This is a genomic window from Pseudonocardia xinjiangensis, from assembly GCF_050948425.1.
Classification (GTDB): domain Bacteria; phylum Actinomycetota; class Actinomycetes; order Mycobacteriales; family Pseudonocardiaceae; genus Pseudonocardia; species Pseudonocardia xinjiangensis.
Genome location: NZ_CP192009.1, coordinates 1,976,602 through 1,990,701, shown reverse-complemented (window position 1 = coordinate 1,990,701; position 14,100 = coordinate 1,976,602). Strand labels below are relative to the sequence as shown.

General features: G+C 69.1%; 13 protein-coding genes. 3 read left to right on the top strand and 10 right to left on the bottom strand.

Annotation, left to right across the window (positions count from 1 at the left end):
* Positions 1-69: 69 nt before the first annotated feature.
* Together ACQPZA_RS09405 and ACQPZA_RS09400 are read right to left on the bottom strand one after the other, a co-directional pair.
* Entirely contained in the window at positions 70-1,134 is a 1,065-nt protein-coding gene (locus ACQPZA_RS09405) for an aKG-HExxH-type peptide beta-hydroxylase (protein ID WP_433279839.1), read from the bottom strand.
* A complete protein-coding gene (locus tag ACQPZA_RS09400) occupies positions 1,131-2,327 on the bottom strand; it encodes a radical SAM protein (RefSeq protein ID WP_433279838.1) in 1,197 nt (398 codons plus the stop codon). The genes ACQPZA_RS09405 and ACQPZA_RS09400 overlap by 4 nt, the downstream gene beginning before the upstream one ends.
* A gap of 131 nt (positions 2,328-2,458) precedes the next feature.
* Here ACQPZA_RS09400 and ACQPZA_RS09395 point away from each other — a divergent pair, with 131 nt between their 5' ends.
* A complete protein-coding gene (locus tag ACQPZA_RS09395) occupies positions 2,459-3,142 on the top strand; it encodes a hypothetical protein (RefSeq protein ID WP_433279837.1) in 684 nt (227 codons plus the stop codon).
* 187 nt (positions 3,143-3,329) lie between these two features.
* Here ACQPZA_RS09395 and ACQPZA_RS09390 read toward each other — a convergent pair whose 3' ends face one another.
* The 3 genes from ACQPZA_RS09390 to ACQPZA_RS09380 all read right to left on the bottom strand — a co-directional run bounded on the left by ACQPZA_RS09390 (position 3,330) and on the right by ACQPZA_RS09380 (position 7,059).
* Entirely contained in the window at positions 3,330-4,514 is a 1,185-nt protein-coding gene (locus ACQPZA_RS09390) for a caspase family protein (RefSeq protein WP_433279836.1), read from the bottom strand.
* Between the two features lie 323 nt (positions 4,515-4,837).
* The gene (locus ACQPZA_RS09385; protein ID WP_433279835.1) at positions 4,838-5,503 is read right to left on the bottom strand and encodes a TetR/AcrR family transcriptional regulator; all 666 of its coding nucleotides are present in this window, start codon (positions 5,501-5,503) and stop codon (positions 4,838-4,840) included.
* Positions 5,500-7,059: a class I adenylate-forming enzyme family protein gene (locus ACQPZA_RS09380; RefSeq protein WP_433279834.1), complete on the bottom strand. Its 1,560-nt coding sequence runs from the start codon at positions 7,057-7,059 to the stop codon at positions 5,500-5,502. Before ACQPZA_RS09380 ends, ACQPZA_RS09385 begins: the two co-directional genes overlap by 4 nt.
* Before the next feature lie 112 nt (positions 7,060-7,171).
* Here ACQPZA_RS09380 and ACQPZA_RS09375 point away from each other — a divergent pair, with 112 nt between their 5' ends.
* Entirely contained in the window at positions 7,172-9,094 is a 1,923-nt protein-coding gene (locus ACQPZA_RS09375; RefSeq protein WP_433279833.1) for a flavin-containing monooxygenase, read from the top strand.
* A 64-nt stretch (positions 9,095-9,158) separates the two neighbouring features.
* On the opposite strand, the gene yidC is transcribed toward ACQPZA_RS09375, so the two are convergent.
* On the bottom strand, positions 9,159-10,112 hold the full coding sequence (gene yidC / locus ACQPZA_RS09370; RefSeq protein ID WP_433279832.1) for a membrane protein insertase YidC: 954 nt from the start codon (positions 10,110-10,112) through the stop codon (positions 9,159-9,161).
* Positions 10,113-10,212: 100 nt separating this feature from the next.
* Positions 10,213-10,512 (bottom strand): DUF6412 domain-containing protein, encoded by a 300-nt coding sequence (locus ACQPZA_RS09365; RefSeq protein ID WP_169400081.1) that lies wholly within the window; start codon positions 10,510-10,512, stop codon positions 10,213-10,215.
* Between the two features lie 60 nt (positions 10,513-10,572).
* Here ACQPZA_RS09365 and ACQPZA_RS09360 point away from each other — a divergent pair, with 60 nt between their 5' ends.
* Positions 10,573-11,319: a GNAT family N-acetyltransferase gene (locus ACQPZA_RS09360; protein ID WP_433279831.1), complete on the top strand. Its 747-nt coding sequence runs from the start codon at positions 10,573-10,575 to the stop codon at positions 11,317-11,319.
* An 8-nt stretch (positions 11,320-11,327) separates the two neighbouring features.
* Here ACQPZA_RS09360 and ACQPZA_RS09355 read toward each other — a convergent pair whose 3' ends face one another.
* The 3 genes from ACQPZA_RS09355 to ACQPZA_RS09345 are packed head-to-tail and all read right to left on the bottom strand — an operon-like array spanning position 11,328 to position 14,093.
* Complete coding sequence (locus tag ACQPZA_RS09355) at positions 11,328-11,969, bottom strand: response regulator (protein WP_433279830.1); 642 nt, start codon at positions 11,967-11,969, stop codon at positions 11,328-11,330.
* Positions 11,969-13,297: a sensor histidine kinase gene (locus ACQPZA_RS09350; RefSeq protein WP_433279829.1), complete on the bottom strand. Its 1,329-nt coding sequence runs from the start codon at positions 13,295-13,297 to the stop codon at positions 11,969-11,971. Before ACQPZA_RS09350 ends, ACQPZA_RS09355 begins: the two co-directional genes overlap by 1 nt.
* 4 nt (positions 13,298-13,301) lie before the next feature.
* A complete protein-coding gene (locus ACQPZA_RS09345) occupies positions 13,302-14,093 on the bottom strand; it encodes an ABC transporter permease (RefSeq protein WP_433279828.1) in 792 nt (263 codons plus the stop codon).
* Between the last annotated feature and the right edge of the window lie 7 nt (positions 14,094-14,100).

The window sequence follows — 14,100 nt, the reverse complement described above, 5'->3', positions numbered from 1 at the left end:
GGCACCGGTGCGCCAGAGCATCTCGCTCCACCAACGGAAGCACCGCCGGCTGCTACACCGCCGCGTGGCTTACTGCCGGCCACACTCCGCATGCTCAGATGCAACTGTCCGGCCCATACCACAAACATCCAGCACCAGGTCCGCGATTTCGGGGCGCAACCCGTCACCTGCCCGAATCTGGGAGACGATGTCGCGAGGGCGGAGAAAGCCCCGTGCCGCCTGGCGCACGTACTGGGCGGAGTCTTCGGAGTGATCGAGACGCCAGTAGTTCAGCAACCCGAACCACACCAGGCACGCATGAACGAAGGAATGGAAAGGAAGAGGACGCCCGGACCAGGGTGACCGCACCGTGCGAGCCGTCATCGCTGCCTCATCGAGGTACCAGTCGCCCAGCAACTCCGTCAGGCACAGATAGCAATGAACAGCCTCGTGCACGAGCGAGTTGACGAGCCAGGAGCGCGCCAGACCCAGCGGGTTCACGAGACCCACGCAACCTGGGAGCCCAGGCCACGAGCATGAGGCGACCGATCGTTGTGCGGCATCCTTCCGCACCACGATCGTCCGGACGACGGAATTGACGAGGACGCCCGCGGTAGGGCTGGCGCCGTAGATCTGTTGAAGTGCGCCGCTGATATCGGAGCAGAGACGATCCCGCTCGGTCTCGTCGTACAGTTGAATACTCCGAGGCAGACCCGACCGTGGACGCCTGAGGTGCACGCTCATGGCGTCAACGACAATACCTTGCGCCGACGGCGCCGTGATCGTGAGTCGCCGATCTCCTCGCTGTATCCATGTGACGTCACCAAGTGCCGTGCTGGCGATACCGTTTCGACCAAGAAGGCTGGCGATCGCGCGAGCATCTCCACACACCCCGAGTTCTGCGAGCGTGTGCCCCCGAATCGCGTCCGCCCCGCGGCCCGCCATCACGTCACTGTAGAACTCCGGTGCGAAGACCAGGCGTCGCCACTGGCGATCGCTCAGTCCGACCAACCCCTCGAGCGTGTCGCCAGTCAGGGTCGGCACAGCGACGGCCAGCCGCTCGAAAACCCGGCGCGCTTGCAAACCGAGCAATTCTGAGACATGACCGGTGGTACGCCATTTCAACACCGGAATAATAGTTTCAACGGAGATCACGCGACAAGCTGCTCGGTTCGCAATTTCACAGTATCGTTTGCCGCAACCCCCAACCTGGCCCTGATGTGCCCGAAGATCCTCAGCAGATCTTCACACCAGACACTTCTGTTGTCGAACCCATTAGCTCGCGAATAGCGATGAGGATGGTACCCGCCGGCACAGGTCGACCTCTCCACGCAATCAGTGCAGCCCGTCGGCAGCGGTGCACCCTCGAAGACCATCTGGGCATGCATAGGGCTCCTGCTACGCAGCGAGACAAAGTCGTCCGACCTGACATTGAGACCCGTCTGCGTCAACCCGTCTTCGCAAGCCTTCAACACGTCCAGGCCCTCGATATCACCACTGGGATTGACGATCACGAATCCGAGGGGAATATTGCCCAAGGCGTCGATCCGGCTCTTACCGCCCAAAATGAGGCGACTGACCTCCCAAAAGTTGCGAACTCGGACCTCGATGGTCGAGTTGAACCACCAGTCATCGAAGATGGGGATGAGGAAATCGGCACACGGGGCCGGACCGTAGCGAGCCCGGACGTCGCCGATCGTGTCGTGAGTGTAGTCGGGCATGAGATAACTGATACTCGAGCACCCGATATCAAGGAAGTGTCGATGAATGACGAGAGGATCTGCGCCGAGCTGGATCACGGACAGGATCCCGGGAGCCCGACCCGCAGCCTGCAGAAGCTTGATTCCTTGCACCACTTTGCCGTGCGAGCCACGACCGGCATGGTCCACCCTGAACATGTCGTTGACCTCACGCGGACCGTCGAGACTTATACCGACGTCAACTTCATGTCGGAGCAGCACGTCGACCCACCGCTCAGTGAGGAGCGTGCCGTTCGTTTGCATGGCAAACCGTACGTCGACCCCACTGAGCATCGACTCGGCCCGCGCACACCAGTCAGCGAACCGATCGGGGCCGACCAGGGTGGGCTCTCCACCATGGAAGGACAGCCCAATGCGTTTCTGGCCACTTTTCTCGACATGTCTCGCGACGCATCGGAGAGTGGCATCGAATACCTCGTCCGACATGAATCTCGGCTGCGCCTTGAGCTGATGGTCGGCCAGGTTGAACTCGTAGCAGTACGAGCAATTCAAATTGCACCGGCCGGCAACCTTGAGGATGACGAGACCAAGCGGCGGGACAATGACCTCGTCGGCTACCGCCGCAGATCCGGACGCCAGGTCGCTCACTTCGCATCCCGACCTTTACGACTACCCTTTCTCGAGGTCAGCTCCCTTTCGACAGCGGTTCGAAGCGCATCCCCAAGATCACGAACCATCGTGTCGACGCTTTCGCTGGTTCCGCCACCTCCGCTCTGGCTGTGGTTGATCGGCCCTGCATCTCGACTTTGGCCGCGAGCGCCCAGTTCACGCTCGACCGCCGCCCGCAACGTCGCCGCCACACTCTCCGCGACAGCCTCGACACTTCCCCCGCCACCACCGGACTCACTATGCGTCTGATGATGCGCCAGATCATCGTCCACCGCGCCCCGGCCACGCCGCAGAACCTCCATCTCCACGGCATGAGCGCCCTCGCTATGAGTCTGACTGTGCAGAAGCCCCTCGACCTCCCCACCGCCATCCCGGCCCCGACCACGACCGGTCAACTCACGCTCAACCGCCGCCCGCAACGTCGCCGCCACACTCTCCGCGACAGCCTCGACACTTCCCCCGCCACCACCGGACTCACTATGCGTCTGATGATGCGCCAGATCATCGTCCACCGCGCCCCGGCCACGCCGCAGAACCTCCATCTCCACGGCATGAGCGCCCTCGCTATGAGTCTGACTGTGCAGAAGCCCCTCGACCTCCCCACCGCCATCCCGGCCCCGACCACGACCGGTCAACTCACGCTCAACCGCCGCCCGCAACGTCGCCGCCACACTCTCCGCGACAGCCTCGACACTTCCCCCGCCACCACCGGACTCACTATGCGTCTGATGATGCGCCAGTTCATCGTCCACCGGCCCTCGGCTAGCCATTTGCGCCTCCGCGAAAGGAGTTGATGAGTGATGAGAAGTACCTGAACTCGAGCTTCCATGGGACTGGTGGTGGTAGTCGGCAGCCTCGAGGCTGCGCTCTGCATCTCGCTGTGCCGCAGCGGAATGTTTCTTGGTCGTCATGAGGATCTCATTCTTTCGAACCGAATCCATGATGTCTCTCGACAGCCGACACGCCGAACTCGGGTTGTTGTCAGCGTCCTTCGAGTATCTGCCGTACGCGCATCACGGAGAGCGAGAACAGATCCGATAGTTCATCAACCGTGTACGCGCGCGTGTTGGCCATTCTCACCAGATCAGCCAGTTGCTCGGGGCGTAGTTCCGGTTCACCGACCGATGGTGCCGCCCGACCCCGTCCCGCCTCGACATCCGCCACCGCCCGGAGGACGTCGAAGAATCTCTGCGCGACCGGATCATCCGGCGCCACCGACACCTCGGCCCTGAACCGCATGCGCTCGGGAATCGACTCCGCCCCAGCAGCCAACGCGCCGTTGCCGGCTCCGATCGACGACAGGTCGCCGGGCGGCGCCAGGTTGAACGGTCGCTGCCTTTCGAAAGCAGGCCACGGTTGTCCCGTCCTGGACAGGCTCGGGCTTTGAGTAGGCGGGAGTAACTTCTGGATCGCGGCGTGAAAATCACGGTAGTCACCGTTGAACGAACCGCCCTTCCAGACGTCGAGCACCGCGCCGGTGAAGGCCCCTTGGTTGCTGTCCTCCAGCGCCTCTTGATTGTCTTGACAGGCACCGACCAGCAGTATGCTGGCAGGCGCCTGCTCCGCCGCCCGCACGGTCGTCTCCGCTCTTATTCTCTGGTAGCGGCGCCGTCCGTCGTCGAGCAACTTTCGTTGGACGAGTTCGGGGACGCCGCGAAGTCGTCCGCTTCCATCGGTCGAGTCGCCCGACTCCTCGATCGCACGGAACTGCCGAGACCGCAGGTAGTCGTTGTATCTCTTCCTGGTGACCGTTCCGCTATGACAGCTGTCCGACAGGACGACAACCCGCACCCCTTCCCGGAAGGCCGCCAGCGCCATGGAGATCTCGTCATCCAGTATCTCGCGGTCGTAAAGGCACCACGTCTCGTCCTTGCGATCACTCTCGTCGTTCGTGAGGTCATCGAACTGCCCGCCGTGGCCCGCATACGTCAGGACGAAGATGTCACCCGCCCGGGCGTCCTGCGCAGCCCGTCGTATTTCCTCGAGTACGGCATCGGCCGTTGCTTTCGCACTCAGCAGCCGATGGGACTCGTAGCCCACTCTCGAAACCAGCTGCGCCATGGCCAGAGCGTCACTCTCACCTGCTTCGAGCGCCCCACCCCAGCCGGCGTAAGCGTTTGGGTCAACACTGTTCAAGCCGACGTGCAGAGAAACTCCACGCGCCATGGCAGACTCTCTCTCATCGATTGTGGATATCGAAGGAAGAACCGACCGCGGCGACTGGCCCGCGCGCACAGAATTAGCGTCTCACTCATATCTACAGGCCGTCGGGCGCATTGAGTCCCCCCTCTCCCGACCAGAGGAGCCAACAGTGTGCCCGAGGTTCTTCGACAGCGGTAGATGCAGGGCCACAGCATGCACGTCTGCCCGATGAAGTGACAATGCGTCACCATTTTCTCCGCTACACGGGAAAGTGGATCTCGGATCGTCATCCACTAGGCCTACCGGTGCGAGGACATGTGGTGTGTCGGACGGGTCGCAATCCCGAGCTAGCTGGTCGCGTACTCCCGTGAGCCGAGCATCCGGCCCACGATCAGCACCACGTAGCCGCGCACGACCTCCTCGAGGTCCAGCGCACCGTCCTCGTGGAACCAGCTGCTGATCCCGTTGAGCACACCGAACGCGGCGAAGGCGGCGAGGCGGGGGTCGGCCGGGGCGAACTCCCCGGACCTCATCCCGGCGTCGATCACGTCCCGGACGCGGCGCTGGTAGTAGCGCCGGTACCCGTCGATCTCGGACCGGTGCGCCGGGCTGAGCGCGGCGAGCTCGTGGAGCCCGACGATGTGTTCGACGCGCCGGGGCTGCAGGAACTCCAGGTGCGCGCGCACGAATGCGGCCAACCGCTGCCCGGGTGTGCCCGGTGCGTCGAGGAAGGGGAGGTTCTGCTCGTTCAGCTCGCGGGTGACGGTCAGGCACACCGCGTAGAGGATCTCCTCCTTGGAGGCGAAGTGGTGGTACAGGCTGGCCCCGCGGATCCCGACGGCCTCGGCGATGTCGCGCATCCCCACGGCCGCATATCCCTGCTGCGCGAAGATCCGCGCGGCCGCGGCGACGATCTCCGCCCGGCGTACCCGCCGCCGCGCAGCGGGGGCGGGCCCGGTCGACTCCGGTCCGTCCCCCGGCGGGGGCGCATCGACCTGCTCCGGAGCGATCACCGCGGAAGCTCCACCGCTCGCAGCTCGCGCTTGAGGATCTTGCCCTGCGCGTCGACCGGCAGCTCGGGCACGACGTGCACGGCCTTCGGCACCTTGAACACCGCGAGCTGCTCCCGGCAGAACGCCACGATGGCGTCCCGGTCGGGGACGGCGCCGGAGCGTGGCACCACGAAGGCCGTGACCGCCTCGGACCAGACCGGGTCCGGCCGCCCCACCACCGCGGCGCGCAGCACGCTGGGGTGGGCCTGCAGCACCCGCTCCACCTCCTGCGACGAGACGTTCATGCCACCGGACTTGATCACGTCGGTGAGCCTGTCGTGGAAGAACAGGTTGCCGTCGGCGTCGACCCGAACGATGTCGCCGGTGTGCAACCAGCCGCCGCGCATCACGTGCCTGGTCTTCTCCGGCTCGCGGTGGTAGCCGAGCATGACCGACGGTGATCGGCAGACCAGCTCGCCGAGCTCGGCGTCGTTGCCGTCGGCGTCGACCACCCGCGCCTCCAGGTGCGTCACCGGCTTGCCGATCCAGGTGGGGTCGCCGCCGGGGACGTCGTCGAGGGTCGAGAACCAACCGACCGTCCCGAGCTGGGACAGCTCCGACTGCCCCCAGTAGGTGCCCCACCGCGCGCCGGGGGCGGCCGCCGACCACGCCTCCACCACCGCGGGGGTGACCTGGCCCCCGTAGGTGAGGCAGCGGCGGACGGCGCCGACGACGCCGGGCCCGAACGCCTCGGCGCCTGCCAGCGCGAGGTAGAACGTCGGGGTCTGCGCGATCACGGTGACGCGCTCCCGCGCGATGACCTCCAGCGAGTGGGCGGCGCCCGCGCCTGCCGGCAGCACCAGGGTGGCCCCCATCAGCGTGAGCGTGGTCATCGAGCCGAGCCCAGAGATGGTGTGGAACGGCATGACGAAGAGCCAGGTGTCGTCCGGACCGGTCTCCAGGCCCCAGCCCCACGCCGGCGCGGTGGAGATCAGGTAGTTGCGGTGCTGGATCAGCACGCCCTTCGGCGTGGCCTCGGTGCCGCTGGTGTAGACGAGCATCGCCACGTCGTGCTCGTCGACATCGGCCACGGGCTCGGTGTCGGGCTGGTCGGCGAGGCTCCGCTCGAGGGCGTCGCCGAACGTCAGCAGGGGGAGGCCGGGGGCCGCCGCCGTGACACGGTCGGCGAATTCTCCGGCGACCACGACCACAGCGGGCTCGGCGTGCGCGAGCTGCTCGCGCATCTCCCGCTCCCCGAACATCACGTTGACCGGGCTCATGGCGGCGCCGACCTTCAGCGTCCCGTAGTAGAGGGCGGCCACGTCGATGCCGTTGCGGGCCACCACCGCCACGACGTCACCCCTGCGGATCGAGCGGCTGAGCAGGAGGTGGGCGAACCGGTTGGCGCGACGGTCGAGCTCCCCGTAGGTGATCTGGCTGCGCGCTCCCGCCGTGTCGTAGGCGACGAGAGCGACCTTGTGCGGCCGGGTGCGGGCGTGGCGGCGCAGCTGGTCGCCGATGGTGGCCCGGCCGACCGGGGCGCGGTGCTGCCACGCGATATCGGGCGTCGGCTCCATCAGTGAGTCGTCCTGTCTGCCGTTAGACACTGACACCACGGGCTGTTCCGCTGACCGGCACGTCCGAGATTATCATCTGCCCCGATTGCCTAACGGCGGTTAGGCTATGGGCATGAGCGCTGTGCCCACCGTCCTGGCCGAACCAGAGCCGGGAGCACCGCTCGACTCCCAGGCATTGACCCGCGCAATGGAGCACGCCAACCTGCCCGCGCTCGTGCCGGTGCTCTACCAGCTCACCGGCGACCCGCGCTGGCTCGCCGATCCCTACCGCCCCACCCGCAGCCGGGGGATGGACGAGAACATCGACGGCGGTTTCCCGGAGCGCGTCAGGGCCGAGATCCGGACCGCGGCCGTCGACGCCGTGCTGGCCTGGTCAGCGGGTCGCCCGCCCGCGGTACCCGCGCCGACGGGTGCCACCCTGCTGGAGCTGATGACCCTCGCGGCCGGCGAGCCGGTGCCTGCCGAGTACGTGGCGATGGCCGCGGAGGACATGGGCTTCCGGGCGACGGCACCGGTTTCCGCTCCGGCCGATACCGGGTTCCGCGCGATCGTCATCGGGGCGGGTGTGTCGGGCATGCTCGCCGCGATCCGGCTCCGCGAGGCGGGTATCGACTGCGTCGTCCTGGAGAAGAACGCCGACGTGGGCGGCACCTGGCTGGAGAACCGCTATCCCGGCGCGGGCGTCGACACCCCGAGCCACCTGTACTCCTACTCGTTCGCACCGCGGCAGTGGAGCGCCCACTACGGCAAGCGCGACGAGGTGCTCGGCTACCTGCGTGACGTGGCCGACCACTACGGCCTGCGCGAGATGATCCGGTTCGGCACGGAGGTGGCGCACGCCGACTACGACGCCGGCCGGCAGGGCTGGCGCGTCACCACCACGACGGGCGAGGAGTTCGAGGCAGACGTCGTCATCACGGCGGTGGGCCTGCTCAACCGGCCGAAGGTTCCCGACCTGCCCGGACTCGGCGACTTCCACGGGCCGATCTTCCACTCCGCCCGGTGGCCCGCCGACCTCGATCTCACCGGCAAGCGCGTGGCGGTCGTGGGGACGGGCGCGAGCGCCATGCAGATCGTGCCGGCGATCGCGGGCCGGGCCGGGCACGTCACGGTGTTCCAGCGCTCCCCGCAGTGGATCGCACCGAACAGCGTGTACTTCGAGCGCGTCGGCGACGCCGTCCAGTTCCTGACGGAGCATGTGCCCTTCTATCGCCGCTGGTACCGCACCCGCCTGGCCTGGATCATGAACGACAAGGTCCACCCGGCGCTGCAGGTCGACCCGGAATGGGAGCATCCGGAACGTGCCGTCAACGCCGTGAACGACTCGCACCGGCGCCACTTCACCCGCCACCTGCTCTCCGAACTGGAGGGGCGTGACGATCTGGTCGAGAAATCCCTGCCGACCTACCCGCCGTTCGGTAAACGGATGCTGCTGGACAACGGCTGGTTCACCGCACTGCGCCGCGACGACGTCGACCTCGTCACCGAGGCGGTCGCCGCGATCACTCCCGCCGGCGTCCGGGCGGAGGACGGCACGGAGGTCGACGTCGACGTCGTCGTGCTCTGCACAGGGTTCGAGACCTACGAGTACCTGCATCCGATGGACCTGCGTGGCCGGGACGGCCGATCCATCCGTGACGTCTGGGGGCCCGAGAACGCCGACGCCTACCTCGGCATCGCCGTGGCCGGGTTCCCCAACCTGTTCCTGACCGCAGGCCCCGGTACCGCGCTCGGCCACGGGGGCAGCCACATCACCATCGCCGAGTGCCAGGTGCGCTACATCGTCGAGGTCATCACCGACATGGTGAACTGCGGTATCGGAGCGATCGAGGTACGGCCCGAGGCGTACGCCGACTACGCCCGCCGCCAGGACGAGGCGCACGCGCGGATGATCTGGACGCATCCCGCCATGCGGAACTGGTACCGCAACACTCTCGGCCGCGTCATCTCCGCACTGCCCTGGCGCATCGTGGACTACTGGCAGATGACGCGCCGCGTCCGCTGGGACGACTTCACGACCGAACCCGCCCGCTGACCCGCGAGTCGCCCGAAACCCGCCCGCGAGTCGCCCGGAAAACCCCCGCGAGTCGCCCGGACCGTCAGCGGCGCCTGCGGCTCGGACGGTGCCCGGAGGCGTGCCGTTTGCGCTTCGCCCCTCCCCCACCTCCGGCGCGGTTCACCGCCGGGTCCCCGTCCTGCGGGGTGGCCGGGACGAGGGCAGGCGCGGCCGGGGCAACCACCGGCGCGGGCGGGGACACCAGGGCGGGGAGGCGGCTGAACACGATCCGCTGCTGGACGAGCGTCCAGGCGTTGTTCGTCAGCCAGTAGACGAGTATCGCGATGGGGAACGGGAAGAACAGCCCGCCCACCAGCGCACCGAGGGGAAAGATCCACGGGGTGAACCGCATGATCGACGCCGTGGGACCGTCCGGCGGCTGCTGCTTCGCGGAGTGACGGGCGGAGAAGTGGGTGGCGACGGCGGCCACCAGCATCAGGGGCACCGCGACCACCGCGACGTCGAGCCGCTCGACGTGGCCGCCGAAGGAGTCGAGAAGCTGCTGGGGCATGCTCAGGTACGCCGACAGCGGCGCTCCGAAGAGGCGGGCCTCCAGGAACGAGCGCACCTGGTCGGGCGAGAAGACGTAGTTCGGGATGGCGGCGTTCTGCTCGAACGTCAGGCCGGGGCGGTTGAAGTAGCGCAGCACGTGCAACAGCCCGAGGAACACCGGTATCTGCAGCACGGCCGGGAGGCAGCCGCCGAGTGCGTTCACCCCGTGGGCGCTCTGCAGCGCCTTGGTCTCCTGCATGAGCCGCGGGCGGTCGTCGGCGTACTGCTTGCGCAGCTGCGCGAGCTGGGGCGCGATGGCCCGCATCGCCCGCCCGGAGCGCACCTGCGCGAGGAAGGGCCGGATCAGCAGCGCGCGCAGGGTGAGCACCAGGAAGACCACCGACAGCGCCCACGCGACGCCGCTGGACGGGCCGAGCAGGAGACCGAACAACTGGTGCCAGCACCACATGACGGCGGAGACGGCGTAGTAGACGGGATCTAGCACGGTGTGCCCCCCGTGCCGGGGACGAGCAGGACGGACGTACGCATGGCGGGACTCCAGGGCAGCCGGGACGGGACTCGTCCGGCGGCGCCACGCGCAGGCGCTACACCGCCGGCAGGAGCTCCGACGGGGCGCGGGACCGGGTGTGCCCGGCGGCGTCCGGGTCGCGCTGGCGGGGCACGGCGCGCCGCGCCAGCGCGCGGTGGTGCTCGCGCACGGCCACGGCGAGCCGGGCGCAGGCCGCTGCGGGAAGTACGAGAGCGGGGCGCCGGGCCAGGCCCCAGGCGCACAGCAGCGCCCCGAGCACGCCCATGAGCAGCGACTGCTCGATCACCACGGCGGTGCCGATGAGCACGGAACCGAGCAGCAACAGGCCAAGAGCCTGCGCCGCCGTCGCCCTCATGCCCGCCACCGTACCGTTCTCGGTGGCGCGAAAGCCGCCAACGTGCCAGGGTGCCGGAACATGCTCACCATCCCCGCGGACGCCCGCCCGGAGCTGCGCCGGTGGTTCGCCCCGGAGCGGCCGGGCCCGTTGATCTTCGAGCACGTCGCGCGCACGGGCCGGGGCCGGTGCCGCGTGGACCGCTGGCCGGACCCGCGGGTGGTGCTCGCCGAGCTGCCCGGCAACTACGCGCTGCGCGGAGATCCCGGCTACCTCGCGGACGGGGACCTCGACGACGTCGCGGGGTTCGTCGAGGCGCCGCCGGAGTGGCTGCCCGCACTGCGCGCCCTGGACCCGGCCACGGCCGTCTGGGACCGGCTGGTCGCCGCACTCCCGGCAGAGGTGACCGTGCCGCCGCCCGCGCGGGACGTGCGGCTGCTCACCGCGGCCGACGCGCCGGCACTCGCCGCCCTCGACCAGGACAGCGCCTGGATCCACGAGACCTGGGGCGGCCCGGAGGCGCTCGCCGCCGCGGAGGTCGCGTACGGGGCGACGGCCGGGGGCGGCTTCGCGTCGGTCGCGGTGCCGTTCTACGTGGGCGGCGGCCACGAGGACATCGGCGTGGTGACGGTGCCGGCCCAGCGCAGACGCGGGCTGTCGACGGCGTGCGCGGCCGCGCTGATCGCGGATGTCCGGGCGCGCGGCCGCACCCCCACGTGGACGACGTCACCGGACAACACCGCGAGCCTCGCCGTGGCCGCCCGGCTCGGGTTCGTCCCCGTCCGGGAGGACGTCCTCTACGCCGTGCGCACGGCCGTCCCCGGCTGACGGACCGGTCACCGCTCCTCGGGCATCAGCAGCCCGCGCTGGTACCCCGCCGCCACCGCGGAGGCGCGGTCCCGCACCTCCAGCTTCGCGTAGACGTGCAGCAGGTGGGTCTTCACCGTGGCCTCGCTGATGAACAGCTTCTGCGCGGTCTCCCGGTTGGTGAACCCGGCGGCCACCAACCGCAGCACCTCCAGCTCGCGGCCGCTGAGCTGGTCCTGGGCCGGCGACCGGACCTGGCCCATCAGACGCCCGGCCACGGCGGGCGACAGCACGGCCTCCCCGCGGTGGGCGGCCCGCACGGCCCGCAGCAGCTCGTCGCGGGGAGTGTCCTTCAGCAGGTAGCCGGTGGCGCCCGCCTCGATGGCCGGGAGCACGTCGCGGTCGGTGTCGAACGTGGTGAGCACGAGGACACGCACCGACGGCGAACGGCGCCGTAGCTGCCCGATCGCCTCCACCCCGCCCATCGTCGGCATCCGCAGGTCCATGAGGACGACGTCGACGGGGTCGGCGGCCACCCGGGCCAGCGCCTCGGCGCCGTGCCCCGCCTCCCCCACCACCTGCATGTCCGGCTCGCCGTCGATCACGCCGCGCAGGCCGTCGCGGACGACGGGGTGGTCGTCGACGATCAGCACGCGGATCACGTCGGTCATCACCGCACCTCCGCGGGGATCGCCGGAACACTCGCGCTCACTGCCGCCCCCTCGCCCGGTGTGCTCTCCACCGTGAACGTCCCCGACACGCGCCGGACCCGCTGCTCCATGGCCGCGAGCCCGAAACCGCTCCCGGCGTCGGGCTTCGCCCCGGGCCGGAGGACGAAGCCCCTGCCGTCGTCCCGGACGTCGAGCACCACCACGTCGTCCATGTACGACAGCGTGAGTCCGGCCCGCGTGGCCGACGCGTGCTTCCCGACGTTGGCCAGTGCCTCCTGGGCCACCCGGAACAGCGTGACCTCCAGCTCGGGCAGCAGCGGCCTCGGTTCGCCGGTGGTGTCCACCGTGAGCTCGACGCCGGCGGTCTCCGCCCACGTCTTGCCCATCTCGGCGATCGCGTCGGGCAGCTGTGCCTCCACGAGCTGGCCGGGCGCGAGGGCGTCGACCGAGCGCCGGGCCTCGGTGAGGCTCTCCCTGGCCAGCGCGCTGGCGGTGCTGATGTGGCGACGCCGCACTGCCGGGTCGTCGTCGGCGGCGCCTGCCGCCTCCAGCTGGGTGACGATGCCGGTCAGGCCCTGCGCGATCGTGTCGTGGATCTCCCGCGCCAGCCGCGCCCGCTCGTCGAGCATCCCGGCCTCGCGGGCCTGGGCCAGCAGCTGGACGTGCAGGGCCGCGTTCTCCTCCAGCGACTCCGACAGGCGCCGGTTCGTCTCGTTCAGCGCGACGATGATCTCCCGCCTGCGGTGGGACTGCTGGGTGGACAGCGTGCCGAAGTAGGTGAAACCCCCCGCCACCAGGCTGTTGACCAGCGTGATCGCCAGCAGACCCGCCATGAGGCCCAGGCTGATCTCGGTGATCAGGCCGCCGCCGAGCTGCGAGTACCCGGCGAGCGCCGCCGTGGCCACCACGCCTACCCAGCGCCAGTGCCCACGCAGGTAGGCGAACGAGTGCATGTACCCGGCCAGGGCCTGGAACCCGTAGAAGGGCGACTGGTACACGAGCACGGCCATCATGACCAGCAGCCCGGCGACGTACACGGGTCCCAGCCGGGAGTCCGACGCGAGCGTGGGCCGCCGCGTCACGAACACGTACGACCAGGCCGCGGCGACGAGCACGAGCGGACTGGTGACCAGCCAGTACCCGGCCGTGGACGCGATCACCGGCGTCAGCGCGGTGCCGATCGCCAGCCCGAGATAGGGCACGTAGCGTTCCATGAACGAGTCGAACCTGCGTTCGCGGGCGTCGAGCTCCTCCTCGGTGCCCGACAGCGGCCCGGTCGCCGGCCCGCAGCCCTGCGTCACCGCCGCACCGCGCTGTGCGCCGCTCATGATCTCACTCCCACCGGAAGAACCTAGCGGCAACAGTGGTCGCCGCCACAGCGATCACCGCCATCACCACCAGGTGCAGCGGCGCCGGCCCGTCCCCCATCCAGGCCGCCTGGAAGGCCCCGACGCCGGGCGGCACGAACTCCCCGATCCGCACCAGCGCCTCGGGGAGCAGGAACTTGGGCAGGTACACCCCGGCGAAGAACTGCGTCAGCATGAACGCGACGGCACCGATCCCGGTGGCGAGCCGGGCCCGCGGTGTCACGGCCGCGATCACGAGCCCGAGCGCGAACACCGCCGACGTGCCGAGCAGGAACGTGAGGGCGAACGCGACCGGGTGCCGTGGCGCCGGCACGTCGAGGACGTACACGGCGACGGCGAGCATCAGCACCGTGCCGATGACCACGGTCACGACGTTGATCAGCAGCTGCACCACCAGCACCGCCGCCGGGTGCATGGGAGATGCCGAGAGCCGTCGCAGGATCCCCTTCTCCCGGTAGGTGGCGAGCCCGGTGGGGAGGTTCTGCAGGCCGAGTACGGCGATGTTGATCGCGAGCAGGGACGGCGCGAAGTAGTCGGTGAACCGGAGCCCGCCGAAAATCTCGCTGGGCTCACGCAGCGCCGGCACGGCGCCGAGGGCCGCGAGGACCACCGTCGGCAGGACCACCGCGATGAGCAGGGTCATCGGGTCGCGGAGGAACAGCCGGGTCTCCGCCAGCGCGAGTGCGCGCAGCGGACGCGGCGCGCGGTGCTGCGGGGTCGGGGTCGGGGTCGGGGTTGCGGTCGTGGTCTCGGTCATCGGTCGA

Excerpts from the sequence above, each read along its gene's own strand:
- ACQPZA_RS09390 (WP_433279836.1), bottom strand. The coding sequence starts at position 4,514 with ATGGCGCGTGGAGTTTCTCTGCACGTCGGCTTGAACAGTGTTGACCCA.
- ACQPZA_RS09380 (WP_433279834.1), bottom strand. The coding sequence starts at position 7,059 with ATGGAGCCGACGCCCGATATCGCGTGGCAGCACCGCGCCCCGGTCGGC.
- ACQPZA_RS09375 (WP_433279833.1), top strand. The coding sequence starts at position 7,172 with ATGAGCGCTGTGCCCACCGTCCTGGCCGAACCAGAGCCGGGAGCACCG.
- ACQPZA_RS09365 (WP_169400081.1), bottom strand. The coding sequence starts at position 10,512 with ATGAGGGCGACGGCGGCGCAGGCTCTTGGCCTGTTGCTGCTCGGTTCC.
- ACQPZA_RS09360 (WP_433279831.1), top strand. The coding sequence starts at position 10,573 with ATGCTCACCATCCCCGCGGACGCCCGCCCGGAGCTGCGCCGGTGGTTC.
- ACQPZA_RS09355 (WP_433279830.1), bottom strand. The coding sequence starts at position 11,969 with ATGACCGACGTGATCCGCGTGCTGATCGTCGACGACCACCCCGTCGTC.
- ACQPZA_RS09350 (WP_433279829.1), bottom strand. The coding sequence starts at position 13,297 with ATGAGCGGCGCACAGCGCGGTGCGGCGGTGACGCAGGGCTGCGGGCCG.
- ACQPZA_RS09345 (WP_433279828.1), bottom strand. The coding sequence starts at position 14,093 with ATGACCGAGACCACGACCGCAACCCCGACCCCGACCCCGACCCCGCAG.